Genomic DNA, 24,605 nt, shown 5'->3' with positions numbered 1-24,605 from the left:
CATCATCGTTGGCTGACAAATTGCCTTCGCGGGCAAGCCCGCTCCTACAGGATTTGCGGTGATTAGCCGTCTTCTTCTATGTCCAGCAACAAATTCTCCAGTGCCTCGCGGTACTCGCCTGGTTCCTTCCACATCCCCCGTTGTTGCGCCTCGAGCATGCGCTCGGTCATGTCGCGCAAGGCATGGGGATTGTGTTCGCGAACAAAATCCCGGGTGTCCGGATCGAGCAAATAGGCATCGGCCAGCAACGCGTACTGGTGATCGTCGATCAGCTGCGTGGTGGCGTCGAAGGCGAACAGGTTATCGACCGTCGCGGCCATTTCGAACGCACCTTTGTAGCCGTGACGTTTAACGCCTTCGAGCCACTTTGGATTGGCCGCCCGGGAACGGATCACCCGGTTCAGCTCTTCCTTCAAGGTGCGAATCTTCGGCAGGTCCGGCTGGCTGTGGTCGCCATGATAGCTGGCCGCGGCCTCGCCTTTCAGGCTTTCCACCGCCGCCAGCATGCCGCCCTGGAACTGGTAGTAATCGTTGGAGTCGAGCAGATCGTGCTCGCGGTTATCCTGGTTTTGCAGCACCGCCTGTACCTGGCTCAGGCGCTGGGTGAACTGTTCACGAGCAGCGGTGCCCTCATCAGATCCACCGTAAGCGTAGCCGCCCCAGTTGAGGTAAACCTCGGCCAGGTCCTCGCGGGTTTGCCACAGCCGACCGTCGATGGCGCCCTGCACACCCGCGCCGTAGGCACCGGGTTTGGCCCCGAAAATCCTCCAGCCGGCCTGACGTCGCGCCGCGTCTTCATCAAGACCCGTCTGCAGCAAGGCTGCACGCTCGGCGCGCACCTTGGCCGCCAGTGGATTGAGGTCGTCCGGCTCATCGAGGTCGGCCACCGCTTGCACCGCCGCGTCGAACAAGCGAATCAGATTGGCAAAGGCATCGCGGAAGAACCCGGACACACGCAAGGTCACATCCACCCGCGGACGGTCAAGCAAACTCAACGGCAGAATCTCGAAATCGTCGACCCGCTGACTGCCGGTGGCCCAGACCGGACGCACGCCCATCAACGCCATCGCCTGGGCGATGTCATCACCGCCGGTGCGCATGGTCGCGGTACCCCACACCGACAGACCGAGCTGGCGCAAATGATCGCCGTGGTCTTGCAGGTGTCGCTCGAGAATCAGGTTGGCCGACTGGAACCCGATGCGCCACGCCGTGGTGGTCGGCAGGTTGCGCACGTCCACCGAATAAAAGTTGCGCCCGGTGGGCAGCACGTCCAGACGCCCACGGCTCGGCGCGCCGCTGGGACCGGCCGGAACGAAGCGACCGCTCAGGGCGTCGAGCAAGCCGCGCATTTCTGCGGGGCCGCAGGCGTCCAGGCGCGGGGCGACCACCTCGCGCAGGCTATCGATGATGGTGCTCACCTCTGCCCAGCCTGCCCCCTGTAGGAGCGAGCCTGCTCGCGATGGTGTATCAGTTGACATCAATGTGGCTGACACACCATCGCGAGCAGGCTCGCTCCTACAGGTGCTATTCAAAACGTCCGAAATCAACTGTGCGGCGAACAACTCCAGGCGTTCGCGGGTATCGCCCGCCGTGCGCCAGGTCTCTTCGCTGATGTTCTCGAGAGCCTCGGGCCGCGGCCCTGTCCACGGTTCGGCCAGCGCACAATCGAGCGGGTCGAAGCCCAACGCAAAGGCCTTGGCCAATGCACGCAGCAGGCTCGACTGCGCACCACGGCCATCGCCCCGTGGAATGCGCAACAACGCCAGCAGGGTATCGATACGCAAACGACCGGTGGGCGACTCGCCAAACACATGCAGGCCATCGCGGATCTGCGACTCTTTCAAGTCGCACAGATAAGTGTCGAGTCGCGGCAACCAGATCGCCGCGTCGGCATCGCTGTTGAGCTGTTCGTCCAGCTGCAGTTCACGGTCGATGTGGGTGTCACGCACCAGTTGCAGGATGTCGCGCTGCAACTCGCGGGCGCGTCGCGGATCGAGCAGCTGCGCTTCGTAATACTCGTCGGCCAACAGTTCGAGGTTGCGCAGTGGGCCGTAGGTTTCGGCGCGGGTCAGCGGTGGCATCAAGTGATCGATGATCACCGCCTGGGTGCGCCGCTTGGCCTGGGCCCCCTCGCCCGGGTCATTGACGATGAACGGGTAGATGTTCGGCAGCGGCCCGAGCAGTGCATCCGGCCAGCAGTTTTCCGAGAGCCCCACGCCTTTACCCGGCAGCCATTCGAGGTTGCCGTGCTTGCCGACGTGGATCACGCCGTGAGCGCCGTAGGTGTTGCGCAGCCAGAAGTAAAACGCCAGGTAACCGTGGGGCGGGACCAGGTCCGGGTCGTGATACACCGAGCTCGGGTCGACCTGGTAACCCCGCGCCGGTTGAATACCGACGAAGGTCAGGCCAAATCGCAAGCCGGCGATCATCATCCGTCCGCTGCGGCACATGGGGTCGTTTTCCGGTGCGCCCCAACGTTCGAGCACCGCCGCGCGATTGGCTTCGGGCAGTGCATTGAACATCGCCAGATAATCATCCATCCCCAGGCTTTGCTGGCACGGACGCAGGTCGAGGGTATCGAGATCGTTGCTGACACCGCCCAGCAACTGCTGGATCAGCGCGGTGCCGCTGTCCGGCAATTCGGCCGGCAATGGGTAACCTTCAGCATGCAGCGCCCGCAGAATGTTCAGCGCCGCCGCCGGAGTATCGAGGCCGACGCCGTTGCCGATGCGGCCGTCGCGGGTCGGGTAATTGGCGAGGATCAAGGCAATGCGTTTTTCAGCATTGGGCACCCGCGCCAGATCGACCCAGCGCCGCGCCAGTTCGGCAACGAAGTCCATACGCGCAGGTGCAGGCCGGTAGCAAACCACATCCGACTGACTGCGCTCACTGCGCCACGCCAGGTCCTTGAAACTGATCGGGCGGCTGATGATGCGCCCGTCCAGTTCCGGCAAGGCAATGTGCATCGCCAGGTCGCGAGGACCAAGCCCCTGTTCACTGGCACGCCAACCCGGTTCGTTGTCCTGGGCGCAAATCGCCTGGATCACCGGAATATTGCGACGGAACGGCCGCAGATGCGGCGCTTCGGGACTGGACTGGGCGAAACCGGTGGTGTTCAGGATCACCGAGACGCTGGCCTCGTCGAGCCAGTCCTCGACCATGGAAAGGCAAGCTGGCTCTTTCAGACTGGCCAGCGCAATCGGCAACGGATTCAACCCCGACGCCTGCAAGCGCTGGCAAAAAACATCAATGAAAGCGGTGTTCGCCGCCTGCAAATGCGAGCGGTAAAACAGCACCGCCGCCACCGGTTGACCCGCGTGCCAGTCGGCTTGCCAGTCGCTCAGCGCGACAGAATGTTGGTGCGGATGGTAAATCGCCGTACGTGGCAGGGTTTGTGGCTCGCCCCAGGTGTAATCACGGGCCAGCCAGCGGTTGGCCAGGCAGCGGAAAAAGTCCAGGGCGTTGCCCATGCCACCCTGACGCAAAAACTGCCAGAGCCGGTCACGATCCTCCGCGCCGATTGTGCTCAGGTCGCTGAGCTCCGGGTCCGGGCGATCATCGCCCGGCACCAGAATCACCTGCACACCGCGCTGCGACAGTTCAACCAGGCGTTCGATGCCGTAACGCCAATAGGCGATGCCGCCGTGCAGCGAAATCAGGATCACCTTGGCGTGACGCAGCACTTCATCGACGTACAAATCGACCGAAGCATGGTTCTGCACCTGCATCGGGTTGGCCAGGCGCACGCTCGGGTAATCGCCGGGCAATTGCTGCGCCGCTTCGGCGAGCAGCGCCAGGCTGGAATCGCCGCTGCACAGGATCACCAGCTCGGCGGGGGTTTGTCCAAGGTCGGCAATGTTGTCATCCGACACGAAACCGCCGGGCTGGGTCCTTAGCAGGTGCATGGCTTACACGCTGAGCGCGGCGCGCAATTGCGCTTCGAGAACCGTGGCGTCCAGTTCCTGGCCGATCAGCACCAGGCGGGTGACTCGCGCTTCTTCAGCACCCCACTGGCGGTCGAAGTGCTTGTCGAAACGTGTGCCCACGCCCTGGATCAGCAGGCGCATCGGTTTGTTCGGGACTGCCGCAAAACCCTTGACTCGCAAGATGCCGTGCTGGACCACCAGTTGGGTCAGCGCGTCCATCAGCAGGCTTTCGTCAGCTTGCGGCAATTGGATGGAGATCGAATCGAAGGCGTCGTGATCGTGGTCGTCATGATCGTCGTCGCCATCGTGATGATGGTCATGGTGACTATGACGGCTGTCGATGTGTTCTTCGGAGCCGGCACCCAGACCGATCAGCACGTCCAGCGGCAGGCGACCGCTGCTGGCTTCGACGATTTTCACCGCTGGCGGCAACTCTTCGGCGACTTCCAGGCGCACCCGGGCCAGGTCGGCGGGGTTGATCAGGTCGGTTTTGTTGAGGATTACCAGGTCAGCGCTGGCCAACTGGTCGGCGAACAGTTCGTGCAGCGGCGATTCATGGTCCAGGTTCGGGTCGAGTTTGCGCTGGGCGTCGACCTGATCCGGGAAGGCAGCGAAGGTGCCGGCGGCGACGGCCGGGCTGTCGACCACGGTGATTACCGCATCCACCGTGCAGGCGCTGCGGATTTCCGGCCACTGGAAGGCTTGCACCAGCGGTTTGGGCAGGGCCAGGCCGGACGTTTCAATGAGGATATGGTCGAGATCGCCGCGACGGGCCACCAGTTCGCGCATCACCGGGAAGAACTCTTCCTGGACGGTGCAGCACAGGCAGCCGTTGGCCAGCTCATAGACACGGCCGTTGGCTTCCTCTTCGGTGCAACCGATGGAGCATTGCTTGAGGATTTCGCCATCGATACCCAACTCACCGAATTCGTTGACGATCACCGCGATGCGGCGACCCTGGGCGTTGTCGAGCATGTGCCGCAGCAGCGTGGTTTTACCCGAGCCGAGAAAGCCGGTGACGATGGTGACGGGGAGTTTGGCCAGTGTTTTCATCGGATGCCCTATGGCTAAGGTGGCGGGCATACGGGACGACGACCGACAACGCGGACGCGCGTGCCTGAAGAGTTCGCCACCGGATCACCCCGCCCGGTTGAAAGTGAGAATCTGTGACGAGGCAGGTCTCCTGGCTGACGGTGTGCCGGTCTTGAGCCTGGCATTCGCTGCGCCTTCCCGCCGGCCTCATGGATTGAGTCAGCAGTGGCGTGGCAACGAACATCACCGTTCACAGTTGCGGGGGCAGCCGCGGCATCGACCGCGTTCCCTTCTTAGCTTCGACAAACGCCGAAGAACCTCGAAAGCGCAAGGCTACGCATGGTATTGGGGCGGGTCAATGTCTTGTAGCGCCGCCACCGGCCCCATCGCGAGCAGGCTCGCTCCCACAGTTGATCGCATTCCCCTGTAGGAGCGAGCCTGCTCGCGATGAAGTCACCTGGGTTTCGAGTTGAGAACCCTTGCCAATTGACGCCCAGCCCCCGCCCATGCTCTCCTACGCACCTTGTTACGGGTGCCCTTCACAGGGTGAAACGGGAAACCGGTGAATCATGTGCTTTACTCTTAAGCCATGTCAGTCCGGTGCTGCCCCCGCAACGGTAAGCGAGCGAAGCGTCAGATCCACTGTGCTACTACGGCATGGGAAGGTGGCGCTTGCAGGATCAGGCAAACGCCTGCCCCCTCGTGAGCCCGGAGACCGGCCCGCAACACAAAGTGACCAGTACGATCACTGAACCAACAAACCCGCGGTGGGCGGGCGCTGTTTGAACCTCTGCGTGCTGGTCGCGAGGGGGTTTGCATGCGCTCTTATTCCCCACTGACAGACCAGAGGGAAACGCCATGTCGATCATCAGCAGCGCCGAACACACAGCCGCGAGCACCACTTCAACCCTGACCCAACGTCTGACCGCCGCCGTCTGCGCGTCGATCCTGGGTGCGTGCCTTGTGTATTTCGCCGGCTTCTCGCACATCGAAGCGGTGCACAACGCCGCCCACGATACCCGTCACAGCTCCGCGTTCCCGTGCCACTGAGAGCTGTCGACATGATCAAGCGTATTGCGCAAACCGCAGGCTTCACCGGGCTGCTGGCCGCCCTGCTGCTGACCCTGCTGCAAAGCTTCTGGGTCGCTCCGCTGATATTGCAGGCCGAGACTTACGAACAAGCCGAACCGGCCGCTGTTGAAATGCATCAGCACGCCGACGGTGCGATGGCCGCCCACACTCACGATGCGCAAGCCTGGGAGCCGGAAGACGGCTGGCAGCGCGTGCTGTCGACCACCGGCGGCAATCTGGTGGTAGCGGTCGGTTTCGCCCTGATGCTCGCCGGCCTGTACACCTTGCGTGCGCCGACCAAAACCTCCCAGGGCCTGCTCTGGGGCCTGGCCGGTTATGCGACGTTCGTGCTCGCGCCGACGCTCGGCCTGCCACCTGAATTGCCCGGCACTGCCGCAGCCGATCTGGCACAACGGCAACTGTGGTGGATCGGCACCGCCGCCTCCACTGCCGTCGGTATCGCGCTGATCGTATTCAGCCGTCACTGGCTGATGAAAGTCCTCGGCGTGGCGATCCTCGCCGTTCCCCACGTGATTGGCGCCCCCCAGCCGGAAGTGCATTCGATGCTCGCTCCAGAGGCGCTGGAAACCCGGTTCAAAATCGCATCGCAACTGACCAACGTGGCGTTCTGGCTGGCCCTGGGCCTGATCAGCGCCTGGTTGTTCCGTCGCAAAAGCGAAGGTCAATATCAGGCATGACTGACGTCAGCACAGCGCCGACCCTGGTGGTCGGCCTGGGCTGCCAACGGGGCTGCCCCGTCAGCACGTTGCTGGCGCTGCTCGATCAGGCACTGGAGGCGCACCAGATCGCTCGTCATGAAATCAAGGCCCTGGCGAGCATCGACTCGAAGCGCGACGAACCTGCGCTGATCGAACTGGCTCAGCAGCTTGGCCTGGAATTGATGTATTTCAGCAGTGAACAACTGGCCGCTTATGAACCGCAACTCAGTCATCAATCGCAAATAGCGTTTGAACGTACCGGCTGCTACGGCGTGGCGGAAAGCGCCGCCCTGGCCCTGGCGGAACAACTGGCCCAGGCCCCGGCAAAACTGCTGATTCCACGACAAAAATATGCTCAGGCGACCCTGGCGTTGGCCGGCGCGGCATAAAAACCCCGATAATCCCCACCGTTGATCATGAACACTCTTCATCTGAAGCCCTGTTCAGCCCCTTTTTTTCCCCACAGGAACCGACGATGACCGTCTACTTCATTGGCGCAGGTCCCGGCGACCCCGAACTGATTACCGTCAAGGGCCAGCGGCTGATTCGCAGCTGTCCGGTGATCATTTATGCCGGCTCCCTGGTGCCTGCCGCCGTACTGGAAGGTCACTGTGCCGAACAGGTGGTCAACAGCGCCGAACTGCACCTGGAACAGATCATCAACCTGATCAGGACCGCCCACGCCAAAGGCCAGGACGTCGCCCGGGTGCACTCCGGCGATCCGAGCCTTTATGGCGCCATTGGCGAGCAGATTCGCTATCTGCGTGAACTGGACATTGCGTTCGAAATCGTCCCTGGGGTAACGGCCACAGCCGCTTGCGCTGCGCTCTTGGGCGCGGAACTGACGCTGCCGGACGTTTCCCAGAGCGTGATCCTGACTCGCTACGCCGACAAGACCGCCATGCCACCCGGAGAGGAGTTCTCCAGCCTGGCGCAGCACGGCGCGACCATGGCGATCCACTTGGGGGTCAATCACCTGGCGAAGATCGTTGAGGAACTACTGCCGCATTACGGAGCCGATTGCCCGATTGCGGTGGTGCACCGCGCGAGCTGGCCGGATCAGGATTGGGTGATGGGAACACTTGAGGATATTGCCGGGAAGGTTGAAGCCAAGGGCTTTCGCCGTACGGCGTTGATTCTGGTGGGTCGGGTGCTGGGCAGTGACCACTTCAGCGAGTCATCGCTGTATCGCGCGGGGCATGCGCATCTCTACAGGCCCTGAAGCAACTGTGGCGAGGGAGCTTGCTCCCGCTGGACCGCGAAGCGGTCCCAATATCAGCCAACGCATTCATCACGGGAAAATGCATTGACTGATTTTGTGATGGCTATGCCATCAAGCGGGAGCAAGCTCCCTCGCCACAGCGCCGCTTTTTGATTTCGCAGCGAACACCTTAGTAGTAGGCGTTTTCTTTCTGCGTGTGGTCGGTCACGTCGCGAACGCCCTTGAGCTCAGGGATGCGCTCGAGCAAGGTGCGCTCGATGCCTTCCTTCAGCGTCACGTCGGCCTGGCCGCAGCCCTGGCAACCACCGCCGAACTGCAGGACGGCGATGCCGTCTTCGACCACGTCGATCAGGCTGACCTGACCGCCGTGGCTGGCCAGCCCCGGGTTGATCTCGGTTTGCAGGTAGTAGTTGATGCGCTCGTTGACCGGGCTGTCGGCGTTGACCATCGGTACTTTGGCGTTTGGCGCCTTGATGGTCAGTTGGCCGCCCATGCGGTCGGTGGCGTAGTCGACAACCGCATCGTCCAGGAAGGCTTCGCTGAAGTGGTCGATGTACGCGGTGAAGCTTTTCAGCCCCAGCGCGGTGTCTTCGGGTTTTTCTTCGCCCGGCTTGCAGTAGGCAATACAGGTTTCGGCGTACTGGGTGCCAGGCTGGGTGATGAAGACGCGAATGCCGATGCCCGGGGTGTTCTGCTTGGACAGCAGATCAGCCAGATAATCGTGGGCGGCGTCAGTGATGGTAATAGCGGTCATGGAAACTCCTCGCAGGCTTGGACGCAGTTTACGCCAATCAACGCGCCGGACAAAGTCCTAGTATTTTTGTCGGGAAAGATTTTGATATCCCCCTGGTTTTCTGTAGGAGCGAGCTTGCTCGCGATGGTCGCCAACGATAACGCGCACTCCCGGGTTTGCGCGGCGCACTTGAGAGCATCGTCGGAACGCCGCCCGGACCAAGCTCGCTCCTACAGGGGATCGGCGATTATTCAGAGGTTCTCGTAGCGGTTCATGTCCAGCACGCCCTCTTCCACCGGATCGGTTTCGTGGATGTAGCGGCTCAGGTCATGGAAATAAACCCAGAATTGCGGATGACTGCGCCGTATTCCCCAACGTTCGACGATTTTCTCGAAGCTGTCGGTATCCTTGGCGCTTTCCATCGCATCCACAAACGCCGGCACTTGCCCGGCCGGGATGTTGAACATGAAGTTCGGGTAGCTGCTGAGCACACCCGGAAAAATCGTCAGGGTGTCGAGCCCCGGTTGGTAGCGCAGTGATTCACCGAGCAAAAACGCCACGTTGCTGTGGGCTCGGTTACGCAGCAGGCTGTAGACCTCACGCTTGCCGCTGCTGGTTTCGATACGCAGCAGGGTGGCTTCAGGCAACTGATCGATGACCTTCAACCCGGCGGCCGGACGCGAAGTCAGGCGGCTTAGCGTCTGTTCGGCACTTTGCAGGTCCGGATCAATGTTCGGCCGCGAGCAGTAGGCGCCGTCGCAGCGATTGATCGGGTCGGGCCTGGCATTGAGGTCGCCGTAACGGGCCAGCAATTGCCGGGCGAAATCCCGCTTGGGATCCTGCGAATCAAGGCTCAGCGCAGTCGGCTTGTCATCGTCGATGGACTCATAGTCCAGCCACATCTTGAATTTGCCACTGTTCTGATACCAGTCGTCGAGGTAGCCTTCCCGGGAATCGGCAGGCATCAGGCGCAGGAAATTCTGCTCGGCGCCGTTGCGGATCAGGTCGAAATACAGCCGCGTCTGGGCCTGGTGGGACACGTTGCCGAACACATCGAAGTTCACTGCCAGTTGATAGTAGGTGCGCTCCAGCAGCGGATAGTCGAACAGCCAAATGGTTTGCGGCACGTCGCCGATCAGGCCTTTGGTCACCGAAGCACTGTCGAAATGGCGGAAGATGCTCAGCAACGCATTGTCATTGCCCGCCCACAGGGTCGACCAGCTTGGCGCCGGCAGGTCGGCGTAGCTGTCCCGGCGCAAGGCTTCGTATTCATTACGTTTGTCGCGGTAGTCGTGCCACAGGCTGAGGACGCTGCCGACGTCGTCGTTCTGCCCCGGCATCGCCAGCAACGGCGTGGCCTGCCCGCGATAGTTCGGATCGGTGACATACAGGTCGTGCTCGGGCGCCTGGAACAGTGTCCAGAAATTATCGCGGATCACGTCGGTGGCGATCTGCCCGCGGCACACCGGGCCGCGGATAAACGTGCGTACAAAGTACTCGGCGTTATCGAGCATGAACTGATAGCGCGCCTGGGCCGGGATCGCTTCGAAGGTGGCAAACGGGTTGGCCCGGCTCTGCGGTCCGTAGCCCGGCAATGCGTCGACCTGCCAATTGCCGCTGTAGAACAGGCTCTTGACCCGCGCCAGCTTCGCCGCACTCAGCGGATAAGTGATGTGGGTCTTGTGCACGATCACGCCCTGCACCGGCCACAAGCGGTAGTAGAACTGCGTGCCCGGATCATCGTTCGGGCGACGGGTGTTGATCAGGTCAATCGGCTGGCCGGTCGGAGTGCGTGAGCGTACCCACTGGAAGAAATGCCCTGGCTCGCCATCCTTGAAGTAGAGATGGGCAAGGAACCAGTGCTCGAACAGCCAGCGTCCCACCAGACTTTCCCGGGCGCCCGCCGAATTGAGCAGGTTTTCCCATTGCACCACCTGCAAGGCTTCCCCGGTGCTGGGCGCCAGCGCCTGCTGATCAATCGGCGCGCCTGCCGCCAGCCAGCGTTGCAGTGTCTGGTACTGTTGGTCGGTCAGGCCGGTCACTGCCAGCGGCATACCTTCTTTCGGATGCTTGGCGGCGTAGCCGTCGAACTCCGCGGGCATGGCACACATGTTTTCCCGGTTCAGGCCCAGGACGATGTCTTCCGGCAGCCTGGCGTTGGGTTGCAACGGAGTCTTGTGGCCAAGCTCCAGCATCCGCGCCATCAATGCGGCCTGGCTGCCCTGGGCATCGAGCACCGAATAGAAGCCCTTTTGCTGCCAGGCCTGTTTGCCGGAGGCGTCATAGAATAGCCGGGTCGGCGCAACGGCCTGGCGGCGGTCTCCGTCGTAGACCGGGACTTTCGTCGCGCCCCGCGCCGCGCCCTCGCCGCTGCCCAGGTTGAGCTGACAGGCGGCGTCGTTACAAGCATGGCAGGCCACGCACTTTTCAGTGAAGATCGGTTGAATATCACGGCTGTAGGAAATGGCAGGGGAAATCGCCGGACTTTGCGCCACAGCGCCCCAGCTTGAAAACAACAGCAATGTACCGATGACGAAGCGATACGACATGTCCCTGGTCCTGAATCCTGAAAAAACGCCGCGATTCTACCGGTCTCTGTCATCCTTACCAACATGAACGATATTCATGCAAAAACCAGTCATGCTCCAAAAGCGCACAGGTTTGCTATCATCCCGGCCCTTCGTCATGGTCTTACCGAGTAGTCCAAATGTCCGATCGCAGCGTTCGCCTTCAAGCTCTCAAGCACGCCCTCAAAGAGCGCATCCTGATTCTCGATGGCGGTATGGGCACGATGATCCAGAGCTACAAGCTCGAAGAGCAGGATTACCGTGGCAAACGCTTCGCTGACTGGCCAAGCGATGTCAAAGGCAACAACGATCTGCTGGTACTGACTCGCCCGGACGTGATTGGCGGCATTGAAAAAGCCTACCTGGACGCCGGCGCCGACATTCTGGAAACCAACACCTTCAACGCCACCCAGATCTCCCTGGCTGACTATGGCATGCAAGGCCTGGCGTATGAGTTAAACGTAGAAGGCGCACGTCTGGCGCGCAAGGTCGCCGACGCCAAGACCCTGGAAACCCCGGACAAGCCGCGCTTCGTCGCCGGCGTGCTCGGTCCTACAAGTCGCACCTGCTCGTTGTCCCCGGATGTGAACAACCCCGGCTACCGCAACGTGACCTTCGATGAGCTGGTCGAAAACTACACCGAATCCACCAAGGGCCTGATCGAAGGCGGCGCCGACCTGATCCTGATCGAAACCATTTTCGACACCCTGAACGCCAAGGCTGCGATCTTCGCCGTCCAGGGCGTGTTCGAGGAATTGGGCATTGAGTTGCCGATCATGATTTCCGGCACCATCACCGACGCCTCGGGCCGCACCCTGTCGGGCCAGACCACCGAAGCCTTCTGGAACTCCGTGGCCCACGCCAAGCCGATTTCCGTCGGCCTTAACTGCGCCCTCGGCGCCCGCGAACTGCGCCCGTACCTCGAAGAGCTGTCGAACAAAGCCAACACCCACGTTTCCGCGCACCCGAACGCCGGCCTGCCGAACGAATTCGGCGAGTACGACGAATTGCCGTCGGAAACCGCCAAGGTCATCGAAGAGTTCGCCCAGAGCGGCTTCCTCAATATCGTCGGCGGTTGCTGCGGCACCACGCCGGGCCACATCGAAGCCATCGCCAAGGCGGTGGCCGGTTATGCGCCGCGCGAGATTCCGGACATTCCCAAGGCGTGCCGTCTCTCGGGCCTTGAGCCGTTCACCATCGATCGCAGCTCGTTGTTCGTCAACGTCGGCGAGCGCACCAACATCACCGGTTCCGCCAAGTTCGCCCGCCTGATCCGTGAAGACAACTACACCGAAGCCCTGGAAGTCGCCCTGCAGCAGGTCGAAGCCGGTGCCCAGGTGATCGACATCAACATGGACGAAGGGATGCTCGATTCGAAGAAGGCCATGGTGACCTTCCTCAATCTGATTGCTGGCGAACCGGACATCTCCCGCGTCCCGATCATGATCGACTCCTCCAAGTGGGAAGTGATCGAAGCCGGCCTCAAGTGCATCCAGGGCAAGGGCATCGTCAACTCGATCAGCATGAAGGAAGGCGTCGAGCAGTTCATTCACCACGCCAAACTGTGCAAGCGCTACGGCGCCGCGGTGGTGGTGATGGCCTTCGACGAAGCCGGCCAGGCCGATACCGAAGCGCGCAAGAAAGAAATCTGCAAACGCTCCTACGACATTCTGGTCAACGAAGTGGGCTTCCCGCCGGAAGACATCATCTTCGACCCGAACATCTTCGCCGTGGCCACCGGTATCGAAGAACACAACAACTATGCTGTGGACTTCATCAACGCCTGTGCCTATATCCGCGACGAACTGCCGTACGCCCTGACCTCCGGCGGCGTGTCCAACGTGTCGTTCTCGTTCCGTGGCAACAACCCGGTGCGCGAGGCGATTCACTCGGTGTTCCTGCTGTATGCGATCCGTAACGGCCTGACCATGGGCATCGTCAACGCCGGCCAGCTGGAGATCTATGACCAGATCCCGGTGGAGCTGCGCGACGCCGTGGAAGACGTGATCCTCAACCGCACCCCGGAAGGCACCGACGCCCTCCTCGCCATCGCCGACAAGTACAAGGGCGACGGCAGCGTCAAGGAAGCCGAGACCGAAGAGTGGCGCAACTGGGACGTCAACAAGCGTCTGGAGCATGCGCTGGTCAAGGGCATCACCACTCACATCGTGGAAGACACCGAAGAGTCGCGCCTGTCCTTCGCTCGCCCGATCGAAGTGATCGAAGGCCCGCTGATGTCCGGCATGAACATCGTCGGCGACCTGTTCGGCGCCGGTAAAATGTTCCTGCCTCAGGTGGTGAAATCTGCCCGCGTGATGAAGCAGGCCGTTGCCCACTTGATCCCGTTCATCGAACTGGAAAAAGGCGACAAGCCGCAGGCCAAGGGCAAGATCCTCATGGCTACCGTGAAAGGCGACGTGCATGACATCGGCAAGAACATCGTCGGCGTGGTGCTGGGCTGTAACGGCTATGACATCGTCGACCTCGGCGTGATGGTGCCGGCGGAAAAAATCCTGCAAGTGGCCAAGGAACAGAAGTGCGACATCATCGGCCTGTCCGGCCTGATCACCCCGTCGCTGGATGAGATGGTCCACGTTGCCCGCGAAATGCAGCGTCAGGACTTCCACCTGCCGTTGATGATCGGTGGCGCGACCACCTCCAAGGCGCACACGGCGGTGAAGATCGAACCCAAGTACAGCAATGACGCGGTGATCTACGTCACCGACGCCTCCCGCGCCGTGGGCGTGGCAACCCAGTTGCTGTCCAAGGAACTCAAGGCCGGTTTCGTCGAGAAAACCCGCCAGGACTACATCGAGGTTCGCGAGCGCACTGCCAACCGCAGCGCCCGCACCGAACGCCTGAGCTACGGCGCGGCCGTCGCCAAGAAGCCGCAATTCGACTGGGCGAGCTACACGCCGGTCAAACCGACTTTCACCGGTACGCGGGTGCTGGACAACATCGACCTCAACGTTCTGGCTGAATACATCGACTGGACGCCGTTTTTCATATCCTGGGACCTGGCCGGCAAGTTCCCGCGCATCCTCCAGGACGAAGTGGTCGGTGAAGCCGCCACCTCGCTGTACAAAGATGCCCGGGAAATGCTCACCAAACTGATCGACGAGAAACTGATCAGCGCCCGCGCGGTGTTTGGCTTCTGGCCGGCCAACCAGGTGCATGACGACGACATCGAGCTCTATGGCGATGACGGCAAGCCAATGGCCAAGCTGCACCACTTGCGTCAACAAATCATCAAGACCGACGGCAAGCCGAACTTCTCCCTCGCCGACTTCGTTGCGCCCAAAGACAGTGAAGTGACCGACTACGTGGGTGGTTTCATCACCACCGCCGGGATCGGTGCCGAAGAGGTCGCCAAGGCCTATCAGGATGCGGGCGACGACTACAACTCGATCATGGTCAAGGCCCTGGCCGACCGCCTGGCCGAGGCCTGTGCCGAGTGGTTGCACCAGCAGGTGCGTAAAGACTACTGGGGTTACGCCAAGGACGAGACGCTGGACAACGAGGCGCTGATCAAAGAGCAATACACCGGCATCCGCCCTGCTCCGGGCTACCCGGCCTGCCCGGATCACACCGAGAAAGCCACGCTGTTCAAGCTGCTGGACCCGGAAGCGGAAGAACTCAAGGCCGGCCGCAGCGGCGTGTTCCTCACCGAGCACTACGCCATGTTCCCGGCGGCAGCGGTCAGCGGCTGGTACTTCGCTCACCCGCAGGCGCAGTATTTCGCCGTGGGCAAGATCGACAAGGATCAGGTGCAGAGTTACACCTCGCGTAAAGGTCAGGAGTTGAGCGTGACCGAGCGTTGGTTGGCGCCGAACCTGGGTTACGACAACTAAGATCAAAAGATCGCAGCCTGCGGCAGCTCCTACAGGTGTACACAAAACCCTGTAGGAGCTGCCGCAGGCTCGGGCCGCGTTCGGACGATCTTTTCTGTATTGTCTATGCTTACCTCTTACACATAAGTGACGGGGGATTTATGGACGATCCAGTCGACAACAACAAACCGCCGACCTTCTGGCAGATGCTGCACAGCGTGCTGGCTGCCGCGTTCGGGGTACAGAGCGGGAAGAACCGGGCGCGTGACTTCACTCACGGTAAGCCGAGTCATTTCGTGATTCTGGGGATTCTGTTCACCGCAGTGTTCGCGTTGACACTGTTTGGCATCGTCAAACTGGTGTTGCACCTGGCGGGTATCTGAACCGACTCAGTGCATCAGGGCTTGCAGGCTGAACGGGTAGCGCCAGGACGTCGGCCGCCCCTTGGCCGAGAGTTTCCGGAAATCCACACCGTAATCCTGAGTGGTGCTCAACGCCAGCAATCGCTTGGCTTGTGCGTGATCGATCAGCTGCAACAACGGAATCTGCCGGTCGCGTCCACCGTACTGGCTGACATCCACCCCCTGGTCGTAGTCATGCAGCTGCACCAGCGCCCAACCACCCAGAGTGAAGTGGCCGCCCAACAGCACACTCAACCGCCCATCCAACAGCGCCTGTAACGCGGCCGGTGAATTGTTGATGGCGCTGAACAGCACGTCCTTGCCGGGCTGGCCTCCGGTTTCGGCATAAGCCTGCATGGCGCCAAAGGCCATTTCATCGTTGGCCGACCAGACCAGCGACGTTTGCGGATAACGCTTGAACAATAACCTGGCCTGTTCATAGGCGCGCTCGCGGGTCCAGCTGCCATAGACCAACTGGCGCAACCGCACTTCAGGGTGTTCGGCCAATGCCCGCATCATGCCCTTCTCACGCTGTTGCGCGGCTGGCGTGATCTTCAGGCCGGAAAAGGCCACCAGATCAATGACCTGACCGGGCGCGACCGGGCGATGCAGGCGAATCAGCTGCTTGAGCATCAAGTAGCCGCCCTCCTCATTGTTGGGCACCAGGCTGCCTAGCCAGTTGGAATACTTGTCCGGTCGGGCGCCGAGCAAGCGCACCTGGTCTGCGGTCAGGCCGTTGTTGACCAAAAACAGCTTCACACCGCTGCCTTGAGCCAGACGCAGGATTTCGGGCGCAACGTACAGTTCGTTGACGAACACCAGATAGTCCGGTCGATTCGGCCCTTGCAGGGCTTCGCGGGCCTGCTTGAGTGTGGTTTCAGCGTTTCGCTCGGAATACTGGATGCGCAAATCCATGCCCAGGTCGTTGGCCGCGGCCTGCATGAATTGCGAGTAACTGACCCAGAACGTCTCCTGGGTGGTCCCTGGATTGAGGAACAATACGGACGCCGCCTGGACACACGATCCCCAGACCGTAGCCAGCGCCAGCACTGCACCACAGAAGAACTTCAACATTGATCGTCCGAGCCCCCGGAAATTCGCCGCGCATTATAGCCAGCGAACCTCCGTAAAACGGCGATTTTTCCGGTTTTTGTCAGACAATCCTCGGAACCGGGCCCGGACGGGGTCGTTTACTGATGGCTGACCCAGAAAACCGCCGTCCCCACGACCAGAATGATCAGGAATAAAATTGCCCAGGCATCAACGGTGCTATCGCTTTTCCGTGCTTTGGTTGGGTTGCTCATTGCATCGCCTCTTGTCGGTTTTATCGGTGATTGCATAAAGACTCGAGCAGAGTAAAGACGACGATTGCCCGCACCACAAACAGGGGCTTTGCAACAACAATTCTCATTAGGCGATTTGGTTCTTTACATATGCTCAAACATCACTTTTACGCATAACTGCAAACTGTTATCTTGCCCCGGCTCCTAATGGAGTGCGCGGCCGTGCGCGCAGAATTGCCGAGGTTTCATCGGACGCCAGCAAGCCAAAAAACGCCGCTGTTTCCGACCGGCCCAAGCCTGAGAACAGGACTTATATGTACGTATACGACGAATACGATCAGCGGATCATCGAGGACCGCGTCAAGCAGTTCCGTGATCAGACCCGACGCTATCTGGCAGGCGAGCTGAGCGAAGAAGAATTCCGCCCCCTGCGCCTGCAAAATGGCCTTTATATCCAGCGCTTCGCACCGATGTTGCGAGTCGCCGTGCCTTACGGCCAACTGACTTCGCGCCAAGTGCGAATGATGGCCAAAATTGCCCGCGACTACGACAAGGGCTACGCCCACATCAGTACCCGGCAGAACGTGCAGTTCAACTGGCCGGCCGTGGAAGACATTCCGGACATCCTGGCTGAACTGGCGACCGTGCAGATGCATGCGATCCAGACCAGTGGCAATTGCTTGCGCAACGTCACCACCGACCAGTTCGCCGGTGTCGCCTTCGATGAGCTGATCGACCCGCGCCCATGGTGCGAGATCGTGCGCCAGTGGACCACGTTCCACCCGGAATTCGCCTACCTGCCGCGCAAGTTCAAGATTGCCGTCAACGGTTCGACTTCCGACCGTGCCGCCATCGAAGTCCATGACATCGGCCTTGAGCCGGTGCACAACGCCGCCGGCGAACTGGGTTTCCGCGTGCTGGTCGGTGGTGGCCTGGGCCGTACGCCGGTCGTGGGCGCGTTCATCAATGAATTCCTGCCGTGGCAAGACCTGTTGAGCTACCTCGACGCCATCCTGCGGGTCTACAACCGCTATGGCCGTCGCGACAACAAGTACAAGGCGCGGATCAAGATTCTGGTAAAAGCGCTGACGCCTGAAGTCTTCGCGCAAAAAGTCGATGCGGAAATGGAACACTTGCGCGGTGGCCAGACCACGTTGACCGAAGCCGAAGTCCTGCGCGTCGCCAAACACTTCGTCGACCCGGACTACAAGGCACTGGACAACCAGACCGCCGCCCTGGCCGAGCTCGACCAGCAACACCCGGGCTTTGCCCGTTGGCGCGTGCGCAATACCCTGGCCCACAAGAAGCCGGGCTACGTGGCCGTGACCTTGTCCCTCAAGCCTACCGGCGTTGCACCGGGCGACATCACCGACAAACAGCTCGACGCCGTGGCCGACCTGGCCGACCGCTACAGCTTCGGTCAACTGCGCACCTCCCACGAGCAGAACATCATCCTGGCCGACGTCGAGCAGGACAAGCTGTTCGCCCTGTGGGGCGAGCTGCGCGAGCAAGGTTTCGCCACGCCGAACATCGGCCTGCTGACCGACATCATCTGCTGCCCGGGCGGCGACTTCTGCTCCCTGGCCAACGCCAAGTCAATCCCGATCGCCGAGTCGATCCAGCGCCGCTTCGACGACCTGGACTACCTGTTCGACATCGGCGAGCTGGACCTGAATATCTCCGGATGCATGAACGCCTGTGGTCACCACCACGTCGGCCACATCGGGATTCTCGGGGTGGACAAGAAAGGCGAGGAGTTCTACCAGGTGTCCCTGGGTGGCAGCGCCAGTCGCGATGCGAGCCTGGGCAAGATCCTCGGCCCGTCCTTTGCCCAGGAAGCCATGCCTGACGTGATCGAAAAGCTGATCGACGTGTACATCGAACAACGTACCGAAGACGAACGCTTCATCGACACCTATCAGCGTATTGGCATCGACCTCTTCAAGGAGCGTGTCTATGCAGCGAATCATTAAGAACAACGAGGTCGTCGACGAAACCTGGCACCTGCTGCCCAAGGATTTCAACATCGACGAGATCAGCAACTGTGACGACCTCATCGTGCCGTTGCAGCTGTGGCGCGAACACAGCCGTATGCTCAAGGCCCGTGACGGCGGCCTGGGCGTGTGGCTGGATGCCGATGAAGAAGCCGAGGAAATCGGTGAAGACGTGGCGCAGTTCCAGGTCATCGCCCTGAACTTCCCGGCCTTCACCGATGGCCGCAACTACTCCAACGCCCGCCTGCTGCGTGACCGTTACGGTTTCAAGGGCGAGTTGCGGGCCATTGGCGACGTACTGCGTGACCAGTTGTTCTACATGCATCGCTGTGGTTTCGACGCGTTTGCCATTCGCGCCGACAAAGACCCGCACGAAGCCCTTGAAGGTCTCAAGGATTTCTCGGTGACCTATCAGGCCGCCACCGACGAACCACTGCCGCTGTTCCGTCGCCGTTGATGCCCAGGCCTTGAACTCTTTGCGGGGTTCAAGGCCATCCTCTAGGCCTGTTCGGTGATCACCGGAAACGGCCGCCCCATCGTTACCCAATCGCGGTAAAGCCTGGCCCGATCTTCCAGCGCGGTGAAAATTCCCAGCGGATTTTCGACATCGATCGCTGTGCCTTCGACAAACCGGTTCAGCCAGCCCCACAACTCATCCGACGCCTGCGCCTCGCTCAACAGTCGCCAGACCCTCGCTTGCAATTCCAGATAATCGGCCTGAAAGTCCGCCGTCAGACTGAGCCCGTCGATGACCCTCAGGAAACGACCGCCTGACGGTTTGACCGCCAATTGCTGCCAAATCGTTCGCCTGGCTAGCCGCAGTGCTTCGTCACCCTCGCGCAACCACGCAACCGGATTGCCATAGTCGGCTCCTGGCGTACTCAACCACAGGTTGATCCCGGTGCGTTGCCGATGATCGATCAAGCGCCGCAACGTGTCCTCGTCCGTCAGCGGGTTGCCCCAGAGTTTCACCCGATCCGGGGCGACGGCCTGGCTCAGCACTGCTGGCGGAACCCGGGTGATTCGGTTATCGCTCAGGTCCAGCAGCATCAGGTAGGGCTCGTCCCGAATTCCGATCGGGCATCTACTGATCCCTGTACTCCTCAGGTTCACCTGGCGCAGTTCGTTCATCCCTAGCAACACCGGCGAAACACCCAAGGGGTTTCCACTTAAATCCAGTGATTGCAAGTTGATCAAGTCACACAGTTGCGACGCCGTGTTCTCTCTGAATTGCAGAAACGTGGCTTTCAGATTCAGGGTCGTGAGATGGCGCATTCGCGCAATCGCCGGCGGCAGAACACCACCCTCCAGCCCCCCTATTGCATCAGGCAGCCGCAGATCGACTTTTTCCAGATTCAAGACGCGCAGATTAGGGAAAGACTCAAGGAAGCCGTTCAAGCTCTCACGTTCAATCAGATGGAATCCGCGCATCGACAATTCGATCACCTCGTTGAACCTGACGCTCATGAGCGGCAAGCGGTGGAAGTCCTCGAAGTCCAGATCCAGTTTGTATCCCGTTAACGTCTCCCCGGAATAAAGACGATTGGCCTGCGGCGGGCACTTTCGCCAGATTGACACCAACTCGTCAGCCAGTTCCATCCGGGTCTCGCGCTCGTACTCCATCGTGTGCTGCAGCAACGCGACGTTATGCGCCGCGATTTGTACATGATTCATGTCCGCGGCGTCCTCGTCGTCAGCGGCCAGAAAGTCGATGTCCATGTCATCGACATCCTGCAGGGCCTGGTCGATCCAACCCGTCAAATCCGTACTCAATTGCTCAATTTGTTGCTTCAATCCATCGAGCTGCGACTGAACGCTTTCTCCGGCCTGTTGCAGCCATTCATCGGCCTGTGCGTTGCCAAAGTCGGGATAGAGGTCCCTGACTTGCAGCCTCAGCATTTCGTGGGTCAACGCTGCGGCCTGCGGGGTCGTCGGGAAGCCGCCGCCCCTCAAGCCTTGCATTTCGAAGGGTAGCCCCCCGTCCATTCTGCCCAGGCCCAGGCTGAATTCGGAGCGTGATAGCGCACGGTCACGGAGATTGAGCTTCAGTTCATTGGCCGGGTTCAGCGACTGCAATTGCAGCGCCGCACGCTCGTCCTCGGACAATGCACCGATGACAGCCCCGTAAAAATCTGTATGCAAGAGGGTTTGGGTGGGTATGTCGAAGTATTGATAATGGTTGCCGACTTTGATCAAGCGTCGACAATAAGCGGCATCGAGGGAACCGCAACGATCCAGCACCCGTCCTTGCGGCGAGCCGTCGAGCACCTCGAGTCGCAGGTTTCTCGGCCATCCGGGCAGGTCCCTCAGTGAGTGCAATGCCAGCGTGTCTGAATCGGAATGGGCCACCGACCGCAGATAAAGGCCTTCGTAAGCACGAGTGAGGCGCACATGCCGCTGGTACTGGCGGGCTTTGCTATCCAATTGCCTGAATAGTTCCCTGGCCTGGACCTCATCCGGCGTCGCCGTCAGTTCTACTCCATAGCGATCGAGCATCTGCTCTACCGCACTTTTCGGCAGGCCGGGATATTGCTGTTGAAACAATCGGATCCATTCATGCTCCGAATACTGAAGTGCCTGATAACGACTGTCGAACAACTCCACTCGCCGGGCCTGCAACGCCTCGTGCATATCACTGCCTTCGACCGCAGGGGCCGCGCCAGCCTGGGTTTTATCGATGACTTGCACGACTTCCTGATCGATCCTGAACCGATTGATGGTGTCGGCCAACACTGGGGTGGGTCGACGACCGGCCTGGATCATCCGCAGCATGTCGTCATCGACGTCGCAGACCTTGCCGACCTGCATAAGGACCTCATCGCTGAAAGCGTCCACCGGGGCGCCTATCCCTCGCAGCAGGCTCAGACGGCTCGGTATCCGCGTGATCGGTTCCGGAGCAGCGATATGAGCGGACGGATCGCCAGCCGGTCTGCCGCCGGGTTGCACATCGGGCTCGCCAGTCTCGTGCCCGGTCCTGGTCAGCGCGGCGACCTCGGCGCCTTCGCGTTCTAACGAAGCGACAGCCCCGACCAGCGGCAATGCATTGAGCAAGCCGAACACAGTTCGCGTCACGCCTTCGGAACGCTCACTGGCTGTTTGCCCCTCGACGGCCTCATCCAGACCGTAACCGGCATCAATAAGCCCGGCCAGCACCAACAATCCCTCACCTCCAGGCACAAACAACGCCAGTGGCCCGAACCGGTTGATCCATTGCACGATCGGCTTGACGAAAGCACTCAGATTGTCACGGTTGACCTGAGCATCGTCGCGGATGGCCTTGGTGCTGCCCTGGGCAGCCTGCTTCATGGATTTCACCAACTGCGCAAAAGGGTCGGTTGCGCTGGGGGAACGATCAAACTCGATGTAGTCGCCCGGATCCCAATAGCCATCATCGTTGAAGAACCCTGCACTTTTCGTCAGCCTGTGTATTTTTGGATAAATCGCCATGCCCTCCAGCGCGGTCAGTACACCCGCATGAAAGGTGCCGTCCTCGCGATCCTGTTCGGTGAAGTGAGCCGCCAATGCATGTTTCGTATCGGCGCCCCTGCCCTGAGCCACGATCCATTGGCGCAACTGCCGACTGTCGGTGAATTCGTGCAATGGCGAAGAATTGCCGGGGATGTACAGCAACACCCTGGGCACTGATCGCTCTTGAAAGCACCAGATATCCGTCGCTGTATAACGGTACAGTTTCAACCGACTCGCCTCGACACCCGGGGGCATTTTTGTCGGCGCTTGCAGTTGCTGGATCGTCAGTGCTTCCCAGGTCTGCGCGGCGGGCAACCCGGCGGCTTGCATGGCAAGTTCCAGCCCCTTTCTGGACAGGCACCGTTCTTGATATTGCAGCCGGGCCGCCATGACGAAAGCGGCCTTGACCGATGTCCTCAGCGCATAAGGACCGGGCGCAGTGATGACCGCATCCGACGGCCAGGCCTGATCGAGATAAGCCTGGTATCGATCAGAAAGAAACACCCCCCAGACCCACTGCTTGAAATCGGCAGGCCGTAGATTGATTTGCGTGTGCGGGCCATAGGATTGCGGAACCGTTGCGCGGTAAATGCCTTCATAGGTGTCGTGGTTGCCGCTGCCCACATAAGCAAACTCATCGACCTTCTCGACAATGCGCACCGACGGCCCGATGTCGGGCGGTGTGTACAGACCAAACAGCGTTTCGCCGAAGCGCCCGTCGCCCACCGTCTGATAATTGCCAAGCAGGGCCTGGATCAGGGTGCGGGAACTCCCCACCTGCCCCTGATGGATACCGTTCTCTGGAGGATGCCCATGGTAGTTATAGTCAAGTGTTACCAGCAGGGCTGTCTGCGGATCAATGTCGGCGCCCCACTTTTCCTTGATCAAGCGCTCGCCAAACTGAGCGGGAGTTTGCGGCAGTGCGGTCTCCACCGCGGCCTTCAGCTCGTTGCGCATCAGGACATTGGGTGTTGGGGCATCGCCATGGGCGTGATCATTCATGTGCATTCCATTGCAAACTATTGGGAATCACCAGAATAACCAGCGGCGACTCAAGCGTAAGTCGGAAGGGTCGGCTCATCAGTTAGGACATTTCGCAGCGGCCACGGGAAAATGACAAATCTGGAATTTCGGGCGAAAAAAAACCGCGGAAAATCCGCGGTTTGATTTTTTTTGCAGACGCCCGCTAAAGGCTTACCAGAAGCGTTGCTGGGTCAAACGGCTCCACCAGCTCAGTAGCATGCGATCGACCGAGCCGCTGGCGGCCATGCCAATGCGCTCTGGCAGGCTTTTGCGTTCGGTGTAATGCAAGTGATAGAGCTCGGACTGCCTGGCGCGCTCGGCGAGGTATTCATCGCTGGTCTTGAGTTCGTCGACCAGGTGCTTTTCCAGCGCTGCGACGCCGAGCCAGATTTCGCCGGTGGCCACTTCATCGATTGCCAGCTGCGGGCGATAGCGCGACACGAAGTTCTTGAACAGTTGATGGGTGATGTCAAGATCCTGCTGGAACTTCTCCCGCCCCTTCTCGGTGTTTTCGCCAAACACGGTCAGGGTGCGCTTGTACTCACCGGCGGTCAGCACTTCGAAATCGATGTCGTGCTTTTTCAGCAGGCGATTGACGTTGGGCAACTGCGCCACCACGCCAATCGAGCCGAGGATCGCGAAGGGTGCGCTGATGATCTTCTGGCCGATGCACGCCATCATGTAGCCGCCACTGGCCGCGACCTTGTCGATGCACACGGTCAAGGGCACGCCAGCTTCGCGGATGCGCGCCAGTTGCGAAGAAGCCAGTCCGTAGCTGTGAACCATGCCGCCGCCGCTTTCCAGGCGCAGCACCACTTCGTCCTTCGGTGTGGCGAGGGTCAGCAAGGCCGTGATTTCGTGGCGCAGGCTTTCGGTGGCCGAAGCCTTGATATCGCCGTTGAAATCCAGCACGAACACCCGGGGTTTGGCCTCGGTTTTTTTCTTCTGTTTCTTGTCGGTTTTAGCCTGCGTCTTGCGCAGGGCCTTGAGCTGGTCCTTGTCGAGCAAGGTTTGCTCCAGGCGCTCGCGCAGCCCTTTGTAGAAATCATTGAGCTTGCTGACCTGCAACTGGCCGGCGGATTTGCGTCGACCTTTGCTGCGCAAGGCCGCAAAGCTGGCCAGGACCACCAGAATGGCGATCACCAGGGTCACGGTCTTGGCCAGGAAAACGGCGTACTCGGAAAAAAACTCCACAGGGACTCCTTAATCGTTGCGCGGCATGCAAGCGCGCGGGATACCACCAGCATACCCATGCGCCGCCCTTGCGACCAGCCGTGAAACCTCTGGCAACAGGCCTGTAACGGGCATTTCAAACAAGCGTATGTTTTTTCATTGA

The 24,605-nt window shown here is 60.5% G+C and carries 15 protein-coding genes and 2 riboswitches; of the genes, 8 read left to right on the top strand and 7 right to left on the bottom strand.

All coding sequences use genetic code 11. From position 1 onward, the window contains the following. Positions 1-62 precede the first annotated feature (62 nt). Positions 63-3,905, bottom strand: a complete 3,843-nt coding sequence (gene cobN, locus KGA83_RS08145; RefSeq protein WP_223529421.1) for a cobaltochelatase subunit CobN — start codon at positions 3,903-3,905, stop codon at positions 63-65. 3 nt (positions 3,906-3,908) lie between these two features. Then, positions 3,909-4,979, bottom strand: coding sequence for a cobalamin biosynthesis protein CobW (cobW, locus tag KGA83_RS08140; RefSeq protein WP_108217281.1), 1,071 nt, complete (start codon positions 4,977-4,979; stop codon positions 3,909-3,911). Positions 4,980-5,081: 102 nt separating this feature from the next. Then, positions 5,082-5,295: riboswitch (cobalamin riboswitch) on the bottom strand. Positions 5,296-5,471: 176 nt separating this feature from the next. Continuing rightward, positions 5,472-5,697: riboswitch (cobalamin riboswitch) on the top strand. 119 nt (positions 5,698-5,816) lie between these two features. Between cobW and KGA83_RS08135 the strand changes: the two genes are divergently transcribed. From KGA83_RS08135 to cobM, 4 genes are all read left to right on the top strand, one after another. Continuing rightward, a complete protein-coding gene (locus KGA83_RS08135; protein ID WP_095941889.1) occupies positions 5,817-6,008 on the top strand; it encodes a CbtB domain-containing protein in 192 nt (63 codons plus the stop codon). Between the two features lie 11 nt (positions 6,009-6,019). Continuing rightward, on the top strand, positions 6,020-6,727 hold the full coding sequence (locus KGA83_RS08130) for a CbtA family protein (protein ID WP_108217280.1): 708 nt from the start codon (positions 6,020-6,022) through the stop codon (positions 6,725-6,727). Beyond that, positions 6,724-7,137 (top strand): cobalamin biosynthesis protein, encoded by a 414-nt coding sequence (locus tag KGA83_RS08125; RefSeq protein WP_102671349.1) that lies wholly within the window; start codon positions 6,724-6,726, stop codon positions 7,135-7,137. The genes KGA83_RS08130 and KGA83_RS08125 overlap by 4 nt, the downstream gene beginning before the upstream one ends. Positions 7,138-7,223: 86 nt before the next feature. Then, positions 7,224-7,970 (top strand): precorrin-4 C(11)-methyltransferase, encoded by a 747-nt coding sequence (gene cobM / locus KGA83_RS08120; protein WP_223529419.1) that lies wholly within the window; start codon positions 7,224-7,226, stop codon positions 7,968-7,970. A 169-nt stretch (positions 7,971-8,139) separates the two neighbouring features. Here the strand turns inward: cobM and nfuA are convergent, their stop codons facing one another. Continuing rightward, entirely contained in the window at positions 8,140-8,724 is a 585-nt protein-coding gene (gene nfuA, locus KGA83_RS08115) for a Fe-S biogenesis protein NfuA (RefSeq protein ID WP_007912592.1), read from the bottom strand. Between the two features lie 230 nt (positions 8,725-8,954). Beyond that, positions 8,955-11,252, bottom strand: a complete 2,298-nt coding sequence (locus KGA83_RS08110) for a fatty acid cis/trans isomerase (protein ID WP_223529417.1) — start codon at positions 11,250-11,252, stop codon at positions 8,955-8,957. Between the two features lie 158 nt (positions 11,253-11,410). On the opposite strand from KGA83_RS08110, the gene metH reads away from it, so the two are divergent. Then, positions 11,411-15,121, top strand: coding sequence for a methionine synthase (gene metH / locus KGA83_RS08105; RefSeq protein WP_108217277.1), 3,711 nt, complete (start codon positions 11,411-11,413; stop codon positions 15,119-15,121). 140 nt (positions 15,122-15,261) lie between these two features. Then, entirely contained in the window at positions 15,262-15,483 is a 222-nt protein-coding gene (locus KGA83_RS08100; RefSeq protein WP_108217276.1) for a DUF2970 domain-containing protein, read from the top strand. Positions 15,484-15,489: 6 nt separating this feature from the next. Here KGA83_RS08100 and KGA83_RS08095 read toward each other — a convergent pair whose 3' ends face one another. After that, positions 15,490-16,575 (bottom strand): ABC transporter substrate-binding protein, encoded by a 1,086-nt coding sequence (locus KGA83_RS08095; protein ID WP_108217275.1) that lies wholly within the window; start codon positions 16,573-16,575, stop codon positions 15,490-15,492. 523 nt (positions 16,576-17,098) lie between these two features. Between KGA83_RS08095 and KGA83_RS08090 the strand changes: the two genes are divergently transcribed. Continuing rightward, complete coding sequence (locus tag KGA83_RS08090; RefSeq protein WP_108217274.1) at positions 17,099-18,757, top strand: nitrite/sulfite reductase; 1,659 nt, start codon at positions 17,099-17,101, stop codon at positions 18,755-18,757. Then, positions 18,741-19,235: a DUF934 domain-containing protein gene (locus tag KGA83_RS08085; RefSeq protein ID WP_108217273.1), complete on the top strand. Its 495-nt coding sequence runs from the start codon at positions 18,741-18,743 to the stop codon at positions 19,233-19,235. The genes KGA83_RS08090 and KGA83_RS08085 overlap by 17 nt, the downstream gene beginning before the upstream one ends. 41 nt (positions 19,236-19,276) lie before the next feature. Here KGA83_RS08085 and KGA83_RS08080 read toward each other — a convergent pair whose 3' ends face one another. Both KGA83_RS08080 and sohB read right to left on the bottom strand, forming a co-directional pair. Next, a complete protein-coding gene (locus tag KGA83_RS08080) occupies positions 19,277-23,248 on the bottom strand; it encodes a dermonecrotic toxin domain-containing protein (protein ID WP_223529415.1) in 3,972 nt (1,323 codons plus the stop codon). Positions 23,249-23,440: 192 nt separating this feature from the next. Next, positions 23,441-24,463 (bottom strand): protease SohB, encoded by a 1,023-nt coding sequence (gene sohB, locus KGA83_RS08075; RefSeq protein WP_108217271.1) that lies wholly within the window; start codon positions 24,461-24,463, stop codon positions 23,441-23,443. Between the last annotated feature and the right edge of the window lie 142 nt (positions 24,464-24,605).

It is taken from the genome of Pseudomonas sp. GL-R-19, assembly GCF_019956375.1.
Taxonomy (GTDB): Bacteria; Pseudomonadota; Gammaproteobacteria; order Pseudomonadales; family Pseudomonadaceae; genus Aquipseudomonas.
Note: the sequence above shows the minus strand (reverse complement) of the source record. Positions and strands in the feature narration are given on the sequence as shown.